The sequence below is a fragment of the Flagellimonas pacifica genome (genome assembly GCF_900215465.1).
Taxonomy (GTDB): Bacteria; Bacteroidota; Bacteroidia; order Flavobacteriales; family Flavobacteriaceae; genus Flagellimonas; species Flagellimonas pacifica.
Genome location: NZ_OBEH01000007.1, coordinates 29,357 through 47,416 on the forward strand (window position 1 = coordinate 29,357; position 18,060 = coordinate 47,416).

The 18,060-nt window shown below is 37.6% G+C and carries 10 protein-coding genes; 1 reads left to right on the forward strand and 9 read right to left on the reverse strand.

What is annotated here, in order from left to right; all coding sequences use genetic code 11:
• Positions 1–4: 4 nt before the first annotated feature.
• Positions 5–3,325, forward strand: a complete 3,321-nt coding sequence (locus tag CRO15_RS17670; RefSeq protein WP_097047191.1) for a VCBS repeat-containing protein — start codon at positions 5–7, stop codon at positions 3,323–3,325.
• A gap of 167 nt (positions 3,326–3,492) precedes the next feature.
• Here the strand turns inward: CRO15_RS17670 and CRO15_RS17675 are convergent, their stop codons facing one another.
• The 9 genes from CRO15_RS17675 to CRO15_RS17720 all read right to left on the reverse strand — a co-directional run bounded on the left by CRO15_RS17675 (position 3,493) and on the right by CRO15_RS17720 (position 18,053).
• Positions 3,493–5,853, reverse strand: coding sequence for a glycoside hydrolase (locus CRO15_RS17675; RefSeq protein ID WP_097047192.1), 2,361 nt, complete (start codon positions 5,851–5,853; stop codon positions 3,493–3,495).
• A gap of 147 nt (positions 5,854–6,000) precedes the next feature.
• On the reverse strand, positions 6,001–6,750 hold the full coding sequence (locus tag CRO15_RS17680; protein ID WP_097047193.1) for an SDR family NAD(P)-dependent oxidoreductase: 750 nt from the start codon (positions 6,748–6,750) through the stop codon (positions 6,001–6,003).
• Positions 6,751–6,844: 94 nt separating this feature from the next.
• Complete coding sequence (locus CRO15_RS17685) at positions 6,845–8,008, reverse strand: mandelate racemase/muconate lactonizing enzyme family protein (RefSeq protein ID WP_097047194.1); 1,164 nt, start codon at positions 8,006–8,008, stop codon at positions 6,845–6,847.
• A 16-nt stretch (positions 8,009–8,024) separates the two neighbouring features.
• Positions 8,025–9,260: an MFS transporter gene (locus tag CRO15_RS17690; protein ID WP_097047195.1), complete on the reverse strand. Its 1,236-nt coding sequence runs from the start codon at positions 9,258–9,260 to the stop codon at positions 8,025–8,027.
• A gap of 195 nt (positions 9,261–9,455) precedes the next feature.
• Complete coding sequence (locus tag CRO15_RS17695) at positions 9,456–12,152, reverse strand: hypothetical protein (protein WP_097047196.1); 2,697 nt, start codon at positions 12,150–12,152, stop codon at positions 9,456–9,458.
• A gap of 1,119 nt (positions 12,153–13,271) precedes the next feature.
• Positions 13,272–14,690, reverse strand: coding sequence for a sugar porter family MFS transporter (locus tag CRO15_RS17705; RefSeq protein ID WP_097047198.1), 1,419 nt, complete (start codon positions 14,688–14,690; stop codon positions 13,272–13,274).
• A complete protein-coding gene (locus CRO15_RS17710; protein WP_097047199.1) occupies positions 14,691–15,545 on the reverse strand; it encodes a fumarylacetoacetate hydrolase family protein in 855 nt (284 codons plus the stop codon). It lies immediately after the preceding gene.
• A gap of 12 nt (positions 15,546–15,557) precedes the next feature.
• Positions 15,558–16,343: an SDR family NAD(P)-dependent oxidoreductase gene (locus CRO15_RS17715; RefSeq protein ID WP_097047322.1), complete on the reverse strand. Its 786-nt coding sequence runs from the start codon at positions 16,341–16,343 to the stop codon at positions 15,558–15,560.
• A gap of 6 nt (positions 16,344–16,349) precedes the next feature.
• Positions 16,350–18,053 (reverse strand): sulfatase-like hydrolase/transferase, encoded by a 1,704-nt coding sequence (locus CRO15_RS17720; RefSeq protein ID WP_207763957.1) that lies wholly within the window; start codon positions 18,051–18,053, stop codon positions 16,350–16,352.
• Positions 18,054–18,060: the final 7 nt, after the last annotated feature.

Consider the following 18,060-nt stretch of genomic DNA (forward strand, 5'->3'; position numbering starts at 1 on the left):
TTTTATGGAAAAATACGGCTTACCAATTTTATTGTTTTTGCTAATCTTATTTTCTTGCACAGATAGCAAAAGAAAATCAACACCCACTACATTATTTAGCAACATTGAAAACTCCCATTCCAATATTTTATTTAATAATGCTTTAAATGAAACCAAGTCTTTCAACTATTTTGAGTACCCCTACTTCTATATGGGTGGAGGAGTTGCCATCGGTGATATTAATAATGATGGATTACAAGATGTATTTTTTACAGGAAATCAGACAAAAAATGCTTTATATCTTAATATGGGGAATCTTGTTTTCCAGGATATTTCTTTGCGATCCAATACCCAAGGTGGCAATCAATGGTACACAGGGGTCACCTTTTGTGATGTGAACAATGATGGTTATCTAGACATTTATGCTTGTGTTTCAGGAAAAAACGCTGAGAAAAAAAATGAACTATACATTAATAATAAGGATTTAACATTCACCGAAAAAGCTGCTTTTTATGGAATTGCCGATAATGGTTCGTCCATTCAATCCGTATTCTTCGATTATGATAATGATAATGACTTGGATCTATATGTTATCAATTACCCGTTTACTCCGTTTAGCAGTAGTTTAGAGTATTATGATGAAAAAATACATAACCCTACTTTGGAAGATTCGGACAGATTTTATGAAAATACCGGAAATGGAACATTTGTCGATATCACTGAAAAATCAGGTGTTATAAATTTTGGCTTGTCGTTAGGGGTAATTTCAGCTGATTTCAACAATGATGGCTTTCAAGATTTATATATATCCAATGATTTTGCAACTCCCGACATTTTATATATCAATAATGGCAATGGTACATTTAGCAATATCATAAAAAAATCTACCGGGCATACATCATTCTACGGCATGGGCGTTGATGCGTCTGACTTTAATAATGATGGCTTATTGGATTTTATTCAATTGGATATGAATCCCGAGGACAACAAAAGGTCCAAAGAAAACATGGCAAGTATGAACCCTAAAAGGTTTCAAAGAATTACGGATTTAGGATTTCATTACCAATATATGCACAATACGTTGCAACTTAACCAAGGTAATTTGGACAGTGGCTCACCTTTTTTTAGTAATATTTCTAGAATAGCAGGTGTTTCCTCTACCGACTGGAGTTGGTCTTCGCTATTTGCAGATTTTGATAATGACGGCTGGAAAGATCTATATATTACAAACGGTTCTAGGAAAGATATCAATAACAAAGACTTCTTTAATAAGTTAAAAGCACGTACCATGTTCAAAAAGGACAAAAATTATTTTGAACAAAGTTGGGACATGCCTTCAGAAAAACTTGAAAATTATATTTATAAAAACAATACAGATCATACCTTCAACAAGAGTAACGAAGATTGGGGCATTGGGTTTAAAGGTTTTTCCAACGGCGCTTCTTATGCTGATTTAGATAATGACGGTGATTTAGAGCTTGTCATTAATAATATTGACTCTACTGCTGTAATCTATAAAAACAACGCTACAGAACTTGCTTCTGGAACCTATTTAAGGTTTAAGTTCAAGGGGGCAAAAAAAAACCCGCTGGGCTTAGGAGCTAAGGTTTTAATAGCTCATAAAACCCAAAAACAATATCAGGAATTAACCCTAACGCGCGGTTTTCAGTCTTCTGTCGAGCCCATACTACATTTTGGAACCAATCAGCTTGAATTCATTGAAAATGCCACAATTACCTGGCCGGATGGTGCTACGCAAACCCTTAAAAATATTGAAACGAATCAAGTAATTACTATAGACCATAAAAAAGCATCCCTAAAGAAAACGATAGAAAACACTTCAACACATAAACTGTTTAAAGATGTTACAGACAGTTTGCACATAAATTTTACACATCGAGAGAACGAGTATGATGATTTTGATAGGCAACTTCTTCTACCCCACAAGTACTCTAATTTTGGACCCGCCTTGGCTGTTGGAGATGTTAATGGTGACCGATTAGATGATTATTATGTAGGAGGTGCGGCTGAACAAGCCGGAGAATTGCATATCCAACAGGAAGATGGAAGTTTCAAAAGAAGCACCTCGCTTGTATGGGAAAAAGATGGAAGATTTGAAGATGTAGCGGCCTTATTTTTTGATGCCGATGGTGACGGGGATAAGGATTTATATATCGCAAGTGGTGGTTATGAATTTAAGGATGGAACCGAACAATTACAGGATAGACTATATAAAAATGATGGTAACGGAAACTTTTCCAGATTAAAAATGGCCATACCGGACATACGGATAAATAGTTCCTGTATTGCTTCAGGAGATTATGATAATGATGGTGATTTAGATCTGTTTGTTGGTGGTCGCATAATCTCTGGAAAATACCCCTACCCTGCAAAAAGCACAATTTTGGAAAACAAAAGCACTTTAAACGCCACCTTATTTGAAGATGTCACAAAACACATATGTCCACAACTAGACTCCCTGGGTCTTGTTACTTCTGCCATTTGGAATGATTTTGATAATGATAAGAAATTGGATTTAGTGGTTGCGGGTGAATGGATGCCTATTACTATTTTTAAAAATGAAGGAAGTCAATTTTTGAATCACACAACACATTCGGGTCTGGAAAAACTAACAGGGTGGTGGTACAGCGTTGCAGCTGGAGATTTTGATAATGATGGTGATGATGATTATTTAGTTGGAAACCTTGGTTTAAATTATAAATACCAAGCCAGTGAACAAGGGCCATTTGAAGTATATGCCAAAGATTTTGACAGTAACGGTTCAATAGATATTGTTTTAGGCTATTACAATGAAGGAATGCAATATCCAGTTAGAGGAAAGCAATGTTCTACACAGCAAATACCCCGATTGGAATTTCAATTTCCAAATTATAAATCTTTTGCTTCAGCATCCCTAATAGATGTCTATGGGGTGGAAAATTTACAAGCCGCTCTACATTACAAAGCAACAACATTTGCCAGTGGTTACATTGAAAATATAAGCGGAGGACGATTTAAATTTCATAAACTTCCCAACTTAGCTCAATTCTCGTCAATAAACAGCATTATTATTGATGATATGGATAAAGATGGTCACCTTGATGCCCTTGTTGCAGGTAACCTATATGCTTCAGAAGTTGAAACTCCACGAAATGATGCCGGAACAGGGTTGTTCCTAAAAGGCGATGGAAATGGTCATTTTGAGGAGATTCCCTTTACGGAAAGTGGCTTTTTGACCAGATCTGACACAAAACAAATAAAGCTACTTCAATCAAAAAACGGGAAAATTATCTTAGCAGCTGAGAACAATAGCAAATTGAAAGCCTTCCAGGTTGCGCAGCATTAATATGGCACCGACGCGTTTCTAGTCATTGAAGCCGTATGGTCTTATTTTTTCCTACAGCCTAAAAATTTGTGAATCTTTAGGCTGTAGGAAAAGGAATATTGATTATCAACATGATTAATTTACAAGCAACCTATAGCTTAAACTGATGACAAACAATACAAACCAAACTAAAGCGGTTTGTAGAATTCGAAAGTATCCTTTTCCGGATATACGACCAGCAATGATTTAGCCGAAATCTCTTTACCTTCATAATCAAAAGTAGTTGGTCCAAAATTAGCAATTATCTGAATTTTATTGTCCCCAAACACTGTTTTCTGTATGAGGCGGTCCTCAGTCAACCAATCGAAACTTGTCATTTCCATTTTAACTGCTTGCTCATGTAATTTAGAAAACACTTTCACATGATCGGTGATCACTTTCTTATGCTGCTTCCAATTAGGAATATCCAATTGATAGAGCGGCGGCACATTATATAAGACCTCCTTAAGTTCCTGATTTTGGATTTCCGGAATAACTTTTAAAGTTCCCCATTCCCAATGATGGGATGTTATAACCGAATTATTATACACCAACTGGAATAAAGGTATATTGAACCTGTTATCAAAATAAACATAGGTGTGCTTATCCTTCATTGGGACTTGCTTTGCATAACGCTCTGGCACACCACCTGTTCTGGAAAAATAATTTCCAACGAAATACTCTGATTCTTTGTTCTGCCTTAAATCGGGATCTTCCCAAGCCACCGGTGGTGTAGTCATCCCATGGGCATAAGCAATAACTGGGGCGCTGTAGTCATTACCATCTTCGGAACCAATGACCAAGTCATGATTATCTCTTATCCAAGCCATTCGCTCCAAGCGTGCATTCATATCCTGACTTTGATTGGACATTCGTCCAGGAGTATAATCATCATAGAAATATCCGGTCGCATCACAATCTATAAACCATGAATTAAAATTAACATCTTGTCCCATAATTCTGTTTACGCGATTTTTTACTGTCGGCATAGACAAGGTTGGATTAAGCAATCTCCCCCTTTGGAGGAATCCGGCTATTTTTGATCCATCCACCTCCGTTATTGTGGCATTTTCATATAAAGTGGTGTCTACAAATTTGGCGGTAATCCATCTTTCTTTACCTGGTTCGTGTATACTGTGATAAGAATCGTAAGGTGCAATAAGGTATCCAAGTGCATTGGATTTTGCCACAAAATCTGGATGGATTTCCCCAGGCAACCAGCTATCCAAACCAATCCAAGCCTTATTGATACCAGTATTTTGAAATTCATTTAATAAATATTCAGATACACCGTTACCCCATTGGGAAACCGGATCTAAAAAATTGGAATAAGCTGCACTCAAAGCTGCCTTGTTCAATTGAAAGATTTCGGAATCGTCCAGGTTACCCACCCCTTTCTTGATCAAAGACTGGCCTTTTGCACTCAAGGGAACATTGCCCCAATTATTTTCATCATAAAAATCATGCCTCAATAGCACTTCATTCCATGCATTGATCCAAAGTAACTTGTGATATTTATAAACATATTCATCATTCTTTAATTCGTCCAGTACGTCCCGAAATTCTTTCCCTGTCTCAGCTTCGGAAGCACCAAATAGCTCGAAAATATGTTTGGTTGGATTCATCTTTGGACTGGCAAGCTCCTTAAGAAAAAATGCTTTAAGCTTTCTCCAGTTTTTTACATTTTGTTGAATAAGAAATTCATCACCCCAAACATAAATATGTGGAGCGCCATACAATTTCCTGATATCCGAATTCTTTTCAGCCTTTTCCTCCAAAGTTACTATACTGCCCGTTTCTTCTACATATGCCTGATACGTTTTAGCAATTGCCGTAGGATTATTATCCGCTAGATAAATTCTATATCCATAATTCTTGTCCGATACCGTACTGGGAAAATGATGATTGAATTTTAATGACAGACTTCCTTTGGTTTCGTTAAAGACGAGCTCATTGTTGAAAATATTTTTAATAATATACACCGTTGCGTATTTACCCTGATTAACCCCAAACATTTGCATAGACAAGTCTCGAGTACCTATTAAGTTTCCATGCCCTGTCATAAATGAAATCCACTGGGGATCATCGGCCGGTATATATTTTCCCTGTTCGATTGGAATTGTAAATGCTTCATGCTCTCCCCTGTCTATCACAGGCCATTCAAAGTTACCCGTCTCGGATGAAGCAATATGTACATCCAGATAATCATCATATATTGCGAGGTTAATAGATAAGCTTTTGGAAGGAACTTCCCAATTGATAGATTTCTCATTGGCTTCTAAATTTTCCACCTCCATCTTTTCCTCACTATATGAAAGATAGCGCTCGAAAGTATCCCCCTTTTCAATCTTCACCGTAAATGTTTCAGGATCAACCTGTATCCGGAAGTTCTCATTGAATAAAGAAAGGTCGTTATTGGATTGTGTATTTTTGTTTGGTTGACCGCAAGAAATTATCAAAATTGAGCACAGCCATGGAATTAAGAAGAACGATTTTAAATGAAATAGCATATTATATAGATTTAAGGTTATTTTTCGAGCAAATCTATGCTAATCCAGAAGCAACTTGCCACCACAATATTTTCATTATTTGATACTTTATTATCTATTTTCACTCCATAAATCAATATTAAGTCAATATAGTAATACTAATTTTCGTTAAAAAGTTATTGTCAAACCACCATCTACCACCAAAGTATGACCAGTAATATATGTATTATCTTCTCCGCATAAAAAAAGAACAGCTTTTGCTATTTCTTCTGGTTGCCCAACTCTTGCAAGCGGAATTTTTCGTTGCCTAATGTACCATTCCTGAAAATCATTTGTTTCAAATTCATCAACACCATCTATTATAGCCATAGGTGTTTGTATGCACCCAGGAGCTATAGCATTCACCAAAATATTATGTTCGGCCAAATCTACGGCCAGTGTACGTGTCCAAGCACCCACACCACCTTTACTAGCGACATAGGCACCAACCGTAGGTTGGCTGGCAATCGCCTGAATCGATGATATATTAACAATGCGTCCTCCTCCATTTTCGATCATACATGGTGTGACCAATTTTGCCATCATATAATAACTTTCAAGGTTTACCGCCATCGTTTTACGCCATTCTTCAATCGTACTATCCAAGTGTCTGGTATAATAACTGAACCCAACATTATTTACAAGAATATCAATCCCTCCTTGAACGTCAAAAATATCTTCTACATGATTTGCCAAGGTCATATGATCGGTCAAGTCCACCACGCAAGAAAAGATGTTTTCTATTGTGGACAACCCTTCAGCATCCCGGTCAAATCCAAACACAGTGGCTCCCTGTTGAATAAAATAAACGGCCGTGGCACGACCGATACCGGATGCGGCACCTGTGACCAATACTACTTTCTTTTTAAATGAATTCATTTATTCTTTTCACTTTTCTTGACTCTCCATAAGGTGGCTTATACTTTGCAGAACTGTTTCATGATTGCCCGCCTTATCCCGCTTATCAGGTTTATCACAGTTCCAGTTTAAACTCTTTTATTAATTCATCTGGCACATCAAATCCAATTCCAGGTATTTCTGGCAATTTGATCACACCATCAACCACAGGAAATCCTAGTTTCTGGATTTCACTTCGTAATGGGGCATTATAAATTTCTGCAGGAGCATATTCGATATAAGGAGAAATTTGAGAATAGGCGGCCAGATGTACAGCGGCACATCCATTAATTTGAGTGGACCAGTTTCCCGGAATAACAGAAGCACCTTTATCTTTTGCATTATCCACTATCCTTTTAGCTTCAGTTATGCCTCCTACGGTATTGATATATGGTTGCACAACAGAAACACCGCCATATTCGATCATGTGCAGACATTCAAATCGTGTAACAGCATGCTCTCCCATCGCTATTGGTATGGTAGTTTTTTTAGCAAGTTCAGCATATGGTAGATATGAATCAACTGGAAAAGGTGTTTCAAAAAAATAAATATTGAGTTCTTCAAGTGCCTGACAAGCTTTAAAAGCGGAAGCTACATCGTTAAATCTATAACCTACATCAACAGACAACATCATATCCGCACCAATAGCTTCTCGCACTTTAGTAACCAATTCTATAATACGAGCTGAGGTTGACATTAGTGGTTCCACTTTGATCGCCCGATATCCGAGTTCTTTTAATACAAGGCAATTTTCAATTTGTGTTTCAATCATTCTTTTATTATCCCATTCGCTTGAGATAACTGTGCAATAAGGCGTTACTTCAATACTGGGAGAAGATTCCGGAGTTTGGTAATAACAACGATGGGCACCGCCTAAAAGTTTATAAACGGGTTGATTCAAGTATTTTCCATAAATATCCCAAATGGCAATATCAATAGCCCCTAAGCACATGATTGCCCAACCTCGCCGATTGAAATGCATCATGCTATCGTACATTTTTTGCCAAATAAATTCAGGATGGACTATTTCCTGACCAATAATAACTTTTCCAAAAAAAGATTGATCTCCATTCATCGTTGCAATGGCGACACCCGGAGGGACTCTAAAGGATTCAGCGAAACCACAAATTCCTACATCTGTTTCCACACGTACAATAGCCAAAGATTCTATGGGTTCTCTCTTTGGGTCTACATGGTCGACATCACCAACTATATGAACTTTGATGTCTGTAATTTTCATCGCCATACAATTTCATTTAAATAGTTTTATTTTGAACCAGTGGTTTAGCCCAGAAAGAAACACCAAGAATAAAAATTAATGGCAAGAAAATATAATTCATTGATAAACGTATGCCTATGGCATCACTCAAACTTCCCATAATTAATGGACCAAAAGCGCCACCTACCGTAGCCATATATAGAAAGCCCGTAAGTGCTTCATGATGCTTCTTAAATGAATTAAGTGCCAAAGAAATAATGATGGGCCACATTACAGATAAAAAAACACCAACAGCGGGAAATGCTATTTTTGAAATCCCTGCACTTTTATAAATACCCAATGAGGCACTCACCATAGCAAGAACTGCCAGGGAACCCAAAACTTTGCGGCTATCAAAAACCTTTAACAATAACATGCCAACAATACACCCCCCTGAAATCAAAATCCAATACCATGATAATATGGATGCACCAGTAATCAAAGGATCAAACCCATGTATATCTTGAAAAAACTTTGACATCCAAACGGCTATTCCCTGTTCACAACTTGCGTATGCGGCCAAAGCGATAAAATAGAGAATGACATACTTATTTCTTAACAACTTTAAATACACGCTTCTGTTTGCGATTTCTTCGTTTTTTATTTTGTCTTTCTTGGGGAATTTCACGACCACTATCACAATAATAATGGTAAGAAGGATTAATGAAAATAACCAATACGCTGAAACCCATTCAAAATTAGCTGGTATTAATTCCAGTAAATGACTAAAAACAAAGGACTTGGTATTGGTCTTGTCTTGCAAATATGTTGTTAAGTATGAATAAATATGAGGGCTTGAAAACGCTCCGATTCCATAAAAAAGTTGCGTGAGTGATGCATGAAATGCCAAATTCTCAGCACCACAAATGTCTCTTAATAGTGGAACAATGGTAACCTGAACAATAGCCAGAGCTCCCCCAATTATAAAAAGGGAGGTAATCGAAGCGCCATAGGTTGGAAAAATGCCAAAAAGTAATGCCCCTATTAACGCCAGTGTGAACGAGAAAAGCAAAACACTTTTATAGGTGAATTTTTCGTTTGCCAAACCAGCTGGTATACAGAAAAATGCAAAGGCAATATAAAAAGCAAAAGGTAGTGTTGCTGCGACACCATAACTTAAATTATATCCTGAAATAATTTCAGGAATCAGCGCGCTCAAAATAGAATAAAGCAATCCTATTTGGAAGTATATGAGGTTAACCAGAACAATAAGGACAATAATTCTCGATTTCATATTTTTCTCCTCATTTTTCGCGGAGTGTCTTTTGTTATTATTACGAACTAATTAATAGAGCTAAAAAAGAGTAATTCAAAACCCCATACTTTAACCCACATAACTTACCTTATATGCAATCAATAGCTTTTTAATTGATATAATCCGCTCTAATCATTCTTTATTAACGATACCACGCAAACTTCTATACCATATTTATACCGGGGTTACTAAAAGGAAAAAATCATGGTCCGTATTTTCGAGATACCAATCCGGGCATTTATAACCGATATACTCCCTAAACACTTTCTTTTCATTAAGATCATAAAGTGTATAACGAAGGTTTGCCTTTGGGAGGTTTTTGATCTTTATACTAAACTTTGTTGGTTTGGGAACACGAAAATGATTCCCCGCCAACCATCGCTTTTCGGTAACATGATCCATCGTATTATAAAAATACGCCAGTAATGTTCGGCCATCTTCCGATTGAGAATAATTTGCAGAATAATTTTCGGAAACTTCCAGTGGCATCTGATTCTTGATTTCATCTAAAATGATCCCTCCTTCAGATTTAAACTTTGGCTTCATAAACGGTTCTCGACCATCAATGACCACACGAGCACTGGAAGGCGGTGTTGACGTTGTATACAATCTATAATCAAGAGGAATTCCGGCAAAGGCTCTTTCATATTTTGCTACATTAACGCGCCCCTCATCGTGAGCTCCCGCACAGTCATCATTTACAAAAATGGCAATAGCCGGATCCATGAATTTTTGAGTCCAGTCTATTTTATTTCTTATTTCTTTTACCAGTTTATGCTCATCTTCGGTTATGGTTTCATCCCAAGTATTCATTATTGCCAAACGATGAACCAAACCAAGATACAAAGTATCACGTAAACGAATACGATATCTGTTTGTCCCGGTCCAAGGGTTTAGATTACCTTTAAAATCCTTTACAACAATCCCATGAAATAAATCATAACTGGGCATTGTGGCCCAACTTCCTTCGGCCATATAGACATTATCTACGGTTTTATACAACTTAAATTCGACACCAAGATCAAATTCGGGAAATGTTTCATTTTCAGATATTCTATAGGTTCGGCCTCCGCACATATCCTGAGGGAATCCAATACAATGATTTTCGGGAAGTTTATCTATCACATCAATAGGCTCGGATAGCATAATGTGATTTTGGTCGTTTTTCCGTATCTGCCAATAGGTGTCTTCTGCTCTTTTCGGAGCCACATTATCTCCTTCTCCGGATGCGGTCATTCCAAAAAGTGCAGTTTCATCTTTAAATAAGGTTGTGAAGTCATCGAGATATTGATGAAACAAATCATTAAAGCGTCCTTTTGTTGGTTCAAACCACTCTTCTGGTTTAAAGCCTTCATCAAGATAGCGGCTAAACACAACGGTATCTCCATATCCGGATCTGTCCTCTGGTACCCCATATGGGCCAGAGGAAAGTGCTTGAATATGAGCTAGCCCATACTTATCGGCAGTTCTCATATATAAAGCCAACTGTTCGGCAGCATGCGGCGAAATGCGTCCACCTGCATCCAATCGTTCCCATGTACCCCAATGTGAATGCAAATGTAGCAAATCAAATCCTTGGTTGCTTAAATACGAAAACCTTGCATCAAGCTCCAGTGGTGTCAAAGCCTCCCAAAAATGCATATGTTCACCTGGTTTCTGTGTACGATCCCATGTATCCCATTCTTGTTGACTTTGAACTATCTGCTCATTGGGCAAGCCTACGTTCTTAAAAAAGAAGGTTCCTTGAAACGACCCTGTAAGCGGACCAAGAATCTTTTCGTTTTTTGTTATCCATTTGGAAGTCTTGTCGTATTGAAAAAACTCCCCATTTGTAACTCTTACAGGTGTTTGAATTTTTGAGAAAGCACTTTTATTCGATTCAATTTGAATCGAATGATTTCCCTCCGGCAAATCTTGAAGGATGCTTGTCCATACGCCATCTTTTTCAGTCATTGGGAACGTTTTCCCCAAAACCTTTGCTACTAATTTTATATGGTTATCACTTAATAGTTGTCCTTTTTTATTAATGACAACTGCCTCAATTGGAACGCCTTCAGATTTCGCCCGTTCTGCTGTTCTTACCATTGGAAGATTTGCAATAATAGCACTATGTGAGGGCATGCTAATTCGATATTTTATCTGTGCTGATTCTTTCGGATTCTCTGTCCATACTCCAATTGCAAAATGTAATTCTGCAAATTGTAAATCATATCCCCGGGACTGAAGTTCCTTTTTTATATCAAAGGTCAATTTCCCAGGACCATTTTGCCAAGCACTAGCTATAAACGGTGCACCACCCCGTCCTTTAATGGTAATACAAAACTGCCAATCAACTTCGGCTTCTGTTACTTCCAGTTCTAGTACAGGATGTTGCCCTAAATGGAATTGAAATGCTGGTAGTACTGCACAATCACGCTGCCATCTGGATTTTTTAGTAAAAGAAGTAAACTCTCCATCTTGCTTCAATTCATTGGGAGGTGAAGAGTGCCAAGCAGAAACCTGATTTTCTCCGCTTAACATTAACCCCTTTGTGGGGCAATAACTAATTATGGTTCCGTGTTTCGCATTGCGATACCATTCCATTGCTTTATTAAAAATCTTTACACGTCGTCGCCCTACCAGCCAAAAATCAGGGTGAGATTCTACTTCATCCGGTAATAAATAATCGTGGTAGAGAATATCTTCACGATTGAACCAAACATACTCTGGACGGGTAGCATCCTCTCCTATGAATTCTAAAAGTAACTCATCTATATTTTTATCGAAAGATTCGTTATCGAAATGGGAAAACCCAAATAAATTGCTCGTCATTGAAGTGGCGGCAATTGCACTCATGTATTCCAAAAATGCTCTTCTCTTTATTGGTTTCATTTACTAGTATTTATTTTGTTTTCAAATAAGTTGCTTACCTGTGATCAATATTCTTGATATTAGTTCCGCAGGGCTATTAGTAACAATATTTCGCAGATGTACATATGGGTATTTTTATTTATCGACCATTCTATGCTTGGATAGTAAAGTCCGGTAAAATATGGTGCCAACTTAACAGTGTTTAAGTATGATCATCACTTAAAAACAGCCCACTTCCAACTATTTGCCATTATCGAACGACTGAATCATAGCCCATATCAGCTACAGCCTTTTTAACAAATTTAGATTCCTGTCTTGGGCAACACTACCATATTATAACCAACTTCATATGGTATATTGACCTTTTTAGCTCCAATAAATCCCATTCATGTTAAAATTTAAACAAAATACCCTATGAGAAATTGTTGGGACCCCAATAAAAAAGAAACGGTCTTAACCCTATGCCCTCTTCCAAAACAAAGCATCGCAGACAGTTTTCACGGTGGTACAATGTATGTTCGTCCGATATGGTAAATGGAGTTTACCCATTTTAAAATCTATGCATGGGAATGGTGGGACTTCTCAACCACTTTGGATGGTTAAGGTCATTTTTTATTGGGTTTGTAGCTTTGTCCCTCCTGTAGACATAACGTTAAACACTCTGGGGGCAAGCACTTCTTTAAGTCAGGTGCCTGGTGGCGGAACTCCAAATCTACTGTTCAACAATGGTTTCTTTGCATAGCTCAAAAGAGTTAAAAGAGATTCACAAGAGACTGGTAAGAAGTTGATTATTTCTCACACAAGATCCGTAAATGCCACTGTTCTTTGAAAAACGTGGACAAGCAACATAATTACCTTAATCCGTGTCAACTGGAAGTAGAATTGGAAAAGTTTGGGCATACCATTTATCATTGGCTATCATGGGCCATCGGAGAATTTAGTCATGTATATTGAATCCCAACCAAAGAAGCCAGCAATAGCGACCTCAAAGAAAATCAACTAACTGCTATGTGATCTGCAATCTAATTTTTTCCAAAAAGTTCAGAGTTAGTTGTTGACCCATAAAAACAAATAAAATAATGGAAACTGACTTATTGATACTATGATTAGCTTATACAAATGGAGAAGATTCTTTCGCAATCATCGTTTGGTATCTTCCCAATAGTTCTCAATTTCCTCCAAAGACTTTCCTTTGGTTTCTGGCAACACCTTAAAAATAAATGGAAATGTTAAAACTGAGATTGCTGCCAATAGCCAGAATACACCATGTTCCCCAAGCACAGCAGATAACCAAGGAAATAGTTGGGCCACTAACCAATTGGAGCCGAATAAAACCAAGGTTCCCAAGGCCATTGCCCTACCTCTTACCTTAGTTGGAAAAATCTCAGACATTATTATCCAGGGAATTGGTCCCAGCGAAAATGAAAAGCTAGCGATAAAAATGGAAATGGTTATAATAAGAGCTGACTCATGACCTTCGCCAAGACTAAATAGGTAACCAATGAATGCCAAAGATAAAAAGACACCAATATTGCCAATGAACAGTAACTTTTTTCTTCCCATTTGATCAACTTTCCACATCGCCAATAGGGTAAAGAGTACTAAAACCACACCAAAAACAATCTGACCATATAAGGATTGCCCAAAAGACAGACCAGCTCTTTCCATAATCAATGGTCCGTAATGCAGTATGATATCAATTCCACTTAACTGGGAAATAATTGCTAAAAACAATGCTATAAATGTGGCCTTTTTAAGCCCTGGTTTAAATAACTGTGCGAATGATGCCTTTTCTTGATCAATTGCCTGCTCTATCTCTACAATTTCCTTTTGGGCAATAGCTTTTCCATTGATTTTGGCCAGAATCTTTAACGCTTCTCCTTTCTTACCCCTTGACATGGCGAATCTTGGGCTTCTAGGAACCATAAACAACAAAATTAGAAACAAGAAAGACGGTATCAATTCAGACCCCAGCATGACCCTCCAAACGTCGCCCATTATCCAGTCTATAAATCGCTCGGACGACCCTTGAAAAGCTCTTGATTGTGATAATCCCCTAAAATATTCATTAGTAAAATATGCCATTAGGACTCCTACGGTGATCGATAGTTGGTACATGCTTACCATCCTTCCCCGGATTTTAGGAGGAGAAACTTCGGATATGTACAAAGGAACAACCATAGCGGCCATTCCTACACCGAACCCACCAATTAATCGGGCAACAATAAAAAATGTTAATGACTCTACAATCGCGGATCCCAATGCCGATATTGTAAACAATATAGCTGCGATTATCAGTGTATTTTTTCTGCCTATGTTATCGGCCATTCCTGAAACAGCAGCTCCCAAAACACTTCCCAAAAGAACAGAACTTACCGTCCAACCCAAAAGCACAGGCTGATCTCCAAGCTCAAAATAGTCTGTTAAAGGGCTAATGGCCCCTGAAATAACCGCGGTGTCAAAACCAAACAAAAACCCTCCAAATGCCGTTATAATACAAATGATAATAAAAAAAATCAAATTACCCCTATCATGGGTTCCATTGCTACTCAAATTCATCTACTTTTTATAAGCTGTTACAATTTGTTTCCCGGTTCCCAATCCGTCAATCCCATATTCCACGATATCCCCTTCCTTTAAAAATACAGGTGGATCAAAACCTAATCCTACACCAGGGGGCGTTCCTGTAGAAATAACATCCCCAGGCAATAGCGTCATAAAATTGGACAAATAACTGACGATATGATGAATGTTGAAAATGAAATCTGAAGTATTACCGTTTTGGGTTCGCTTACCATTGACGTCTAACCATAAGTTAAGATTATGTACATCCTCAATTTCATCTTTGGTTGCTAAGAAAGGCCCTAAGGGTGCAAATGTATCGCAGCTTTTTCCTTTAACCCATTGCCCATCCCGTTCCAATTGAAAAGCACGTTCACTATAATCATTATGAAGCAAATAGCCAGCAACATAATCGTAAGCCTCGGATTCTTCAATATAAGAAGCTTCTTTTCCTATCACTACTGACAACTCTACTTCCCAATCCACTTTCTCGCCTCCTTTTGGCATTGTTAATCCATCAAATGGACCACAAATGGATGATGTTGCTTTAAAAAACACAACAGGTTCTGTTGGTATTGCCATTCCGCTTTCTTTAGCATGAGCTACATAATTTAATCCAATACAGATTATTTTTGATGGCATTGAAACAGGAGAGCCAAGGCGAACATCGTTTCCGACTTCCGTATATTCTAATGTTGAATCAATATAAATTTCCAGCTTATTTAACCCATCATTATTAAAAAAAGATTCATTATAATCTTCAAATAAATGACTGACATCAATTCTTCTTCCATCTTCCAACAAAACTCCCGGTCTTTCATTGCCAATATTTCCAAATCGTATTAATTTCATAATGATTTAAGTCTAGGTATTTAATTTTATGAAACCTCCATCAATTGGATAATCGGTTCCTGTTATAAATCCAGCGCCTCTATCATCGCATAAAAACAAGGCCAATTCAGCAATTTCTTCTGGTTTACCCATGCGGCCAATAGGCTGTGTTTTTGATAATTTTTCAAACATTTCTTCTGTTTGATCGGGGTAATTCTTTTTGAGGTAATCATCCACAAAAGGTGTGTGCACCCTGCCCGGTGAAATTGAGTTGCACCTAATATTTTTATCAAGATAATCTTTTGCAATGGTTATGGTCATATTCAAAACAGCGCCTTTACTCATCGAGTATGCAAACCGATCCGCTAGTGCTACAGTGGCACCTATGGATGCCATATTTAAGATTACGCCACCGCCATTATCATACATATTTTGAATTACTGCCTTTGAACATAAAAAAACACCTTTTATATTGATGTCGTAAATTCTTTGTAAATCCTCTTCCGTAGTTGAGGTTAAGGTACCAATATGGGATACACCGGCATTGTTAACCAAAATATCAATTATATTATCCTGATTTACAATGTTTTCTACCGCTAAATTTACTTGCAAAGCATTTGAAACATCGCAAACGTGTAAAATAGCTTTGCCTCCTAAAATGTTTATCTCTTCTACGACCTTATCACCTTCCTCTTCATTAAAATCCAATATGTGCACTTTTGCACCGGAAATAGCAAAAAGTATTGAAATGGCTCTACCTATCCCACTACTGCCTCCAGTTACAACAGCAACTTTGTTTTTTAGTCTTTCTTCACGCATATTCATTTAGTGCTTATCCTTTGGCTTAAACATTTGCATATCATCATTTGTTTTAGGCAAATATGCCGCGTTATGCAGCCTAAACGTGGCCCAGTAACCCAGCCATCTATTATCCGCTTGCATGACTTCCGCGACTTTATTTACAATCAGCTTTACCAATTCATCCTTATCCTTGTCATGGAAATGATTGATTTGGTCATCGGCATCAATATCATATAATTCTTGCGTACCGGTAGAAATATTATAACCATAAAACCAATGTGTCCCATTGATTTGAAATTGATATCCGAAACCATAATTTACCCCAACGTGCCACCCCGTTTGAAAGACATGGTGTAACTTAGAACGTTCACCGCCATTGATTACTGACGATAAACTTTCACCTTCCATAAATTTTGGTGTTTTAATACCTGCATAGCCCAATAGGGTTGGCCCTATGTCCAAACTAGAAACCGGGTCATGAACGCCTGGTGTCTTTTTGCTGTTATCCCCCGGCTCTTTTATATACAATGGCACCCTAAAAATATCCGGTTGAAAATAAACTCCTTTATCGGCCATTCCCATCCGACCATTCATATCTCCATGGTCTGCGGAAAGCATTATTACAGCATCATCCCACAAATTTTGCTCTTCTAAATAATTAAAAAAAACACCTAAAGCTTTGTCCACGACTTCCATTTGCAACAAATGGCCAATGATATAATCCTTAAGCATTTCTTCGTTGTACAATCCCCAATATTGACGATATACCTCATAGATATTGTCTTCACCTTCAATTTTGGCAAAATCAGTCTCTATTAATTTCTGATAGCTTACCGGTAGTTTTACCACTTTTTTTAGGGCCTCATACCTATCTTCAAATCCAGCTGGTATAGAATATGGTTGGTGCGGATCGAAAAACTCCAATTGTAGAAAAACCGGCTTATTTGGGTGATTGCGCTTGGCAGCATCTAATTTTTGTTTTGCCAGTTCTGCTAAAAAAACCGAATAATGTGCTTGTAGCGGAAAAGGTTTATTATCCTCTTGTACGATCCAGCCACCTAGGGAATTCCCTTTTGTATGTCTGTCATGTTGTTTCCCATAAATTTCCTTACTGTACTTTTGTGGCTTTACATTTAATTTATCAAGGTAAGCTATATATAATTCGTCATCTAACAAAGGGGGTGCCCATCGATCCCATCCATGTTGATTTTCACCAAAAGTTTGAATAAACTTTTCTGCACCCACATGCCATTTACCCACATGCTTTATATTATAGCCCGACTTTTTAAGATATTGAGGAAAGATAATATCACCTTCTTTAAGATTTCTTATCATGCCCATAGGAGCTCGCTCCCCATTAGTAAGATAGGGCTGATGTCTACCAGTTAAAATGGTGGCTCTTGATGGGCCACATACCGGAGCAGTACAAAACGCTTTATTGAAAGTGGTCCCAGCTTGAGCAAGCTTATCTAAATTTGGCGTGTTTATATGTTTTTTGAGTTCCCTTGATGGAGAATATACATCTGGAGAAATCATATCTACGGTAATCATGAAGATATTTGGTCTATTTTCTATATTGGAACGAACTTCAAACTCCCCGGTCCGTTCTCGACCGTTCAAAAATTTCTTGGTATAATTCTCTGCCTGTGTCTGACAAAAGCCTTCCGTCATAAACAGTAATGCGCCTAAAAACAATAAGAAACTATAATCTATTTTTTTTGTTGCCATAAATAAA

Bases quoted from the DNA above. Each gene is read 5' to 3' on its own strand.
- CRO15_RS17695 (WP_097047196.1), bottom strand. From the start codon at position 12,152: ATGAAACCAATAAAGAGAAGAGCATTTTTGGAATACATGAGTGCAATT.
- CRO15_RS17710 (WP_097047199.1), bottom strand. From the start codon at position 15,545: ATGAAATTAATACGATTTGGAAATATTGGCAATGAAAGACCGGGAGTT.
- CRO15_RS17685 (WP_097047194.1), bottom strand. From the start codon at position 8,008: ATGAAAATTACAGACATCAAAGTTCATATAGTTGGTGATGTCGACCAT.
- CRO15_RS17675 (WP_097047192.1), bottom strand. From the start codon at position 5,853: ATGCTATTTCATTTAAAATCGTTCTTCTTAATTCCATGGCTGTGCTCA.
- CRO15_RS17670 (WP_097047191.1), top strand. From the start codon at position 5: ATGGAAAAATACGGCTTACCAATTTTATTGTTTTTGCTAATCTTATTT.
- CRO15_RS17690 (WP_097047195.1), bottom strand. From the start codon at position 9,260: ATGAAATCGAGAATTATTGTCCTTATTGTTCTGGTTAACCTCATATAC.
- CRO15_RS17720 (WP_207763957.1), bottom strand. From the start codon at position 18,053: ATGGCAACAAAAAAAATAGATTATAGTTTCTTATTGTTTTTAGGCGCA.
- CRO15_RS17715 (WP_097047322.1), bottom strand. From the start codon at position 16,343: ATGCGTGAAGAAAGACTAAAAAACAAAGTTGCTGTTGTAACTGGAGGC.
- CRO15_RS17680 (WP_097047193.1), bottom strand. From the start codon at position 6,750: ATGAATTCATTTAAAAAGAAAGTAGTATTGGTCACAGGTGCCGCATCC.
- CRO15_RS17705 (WP_097047198.1), bottom strand. From the start codon at position 14,690: ATGAATTTGAGTAGCAATGGAACCCATGATAGGGGTAATTTGATTTTT.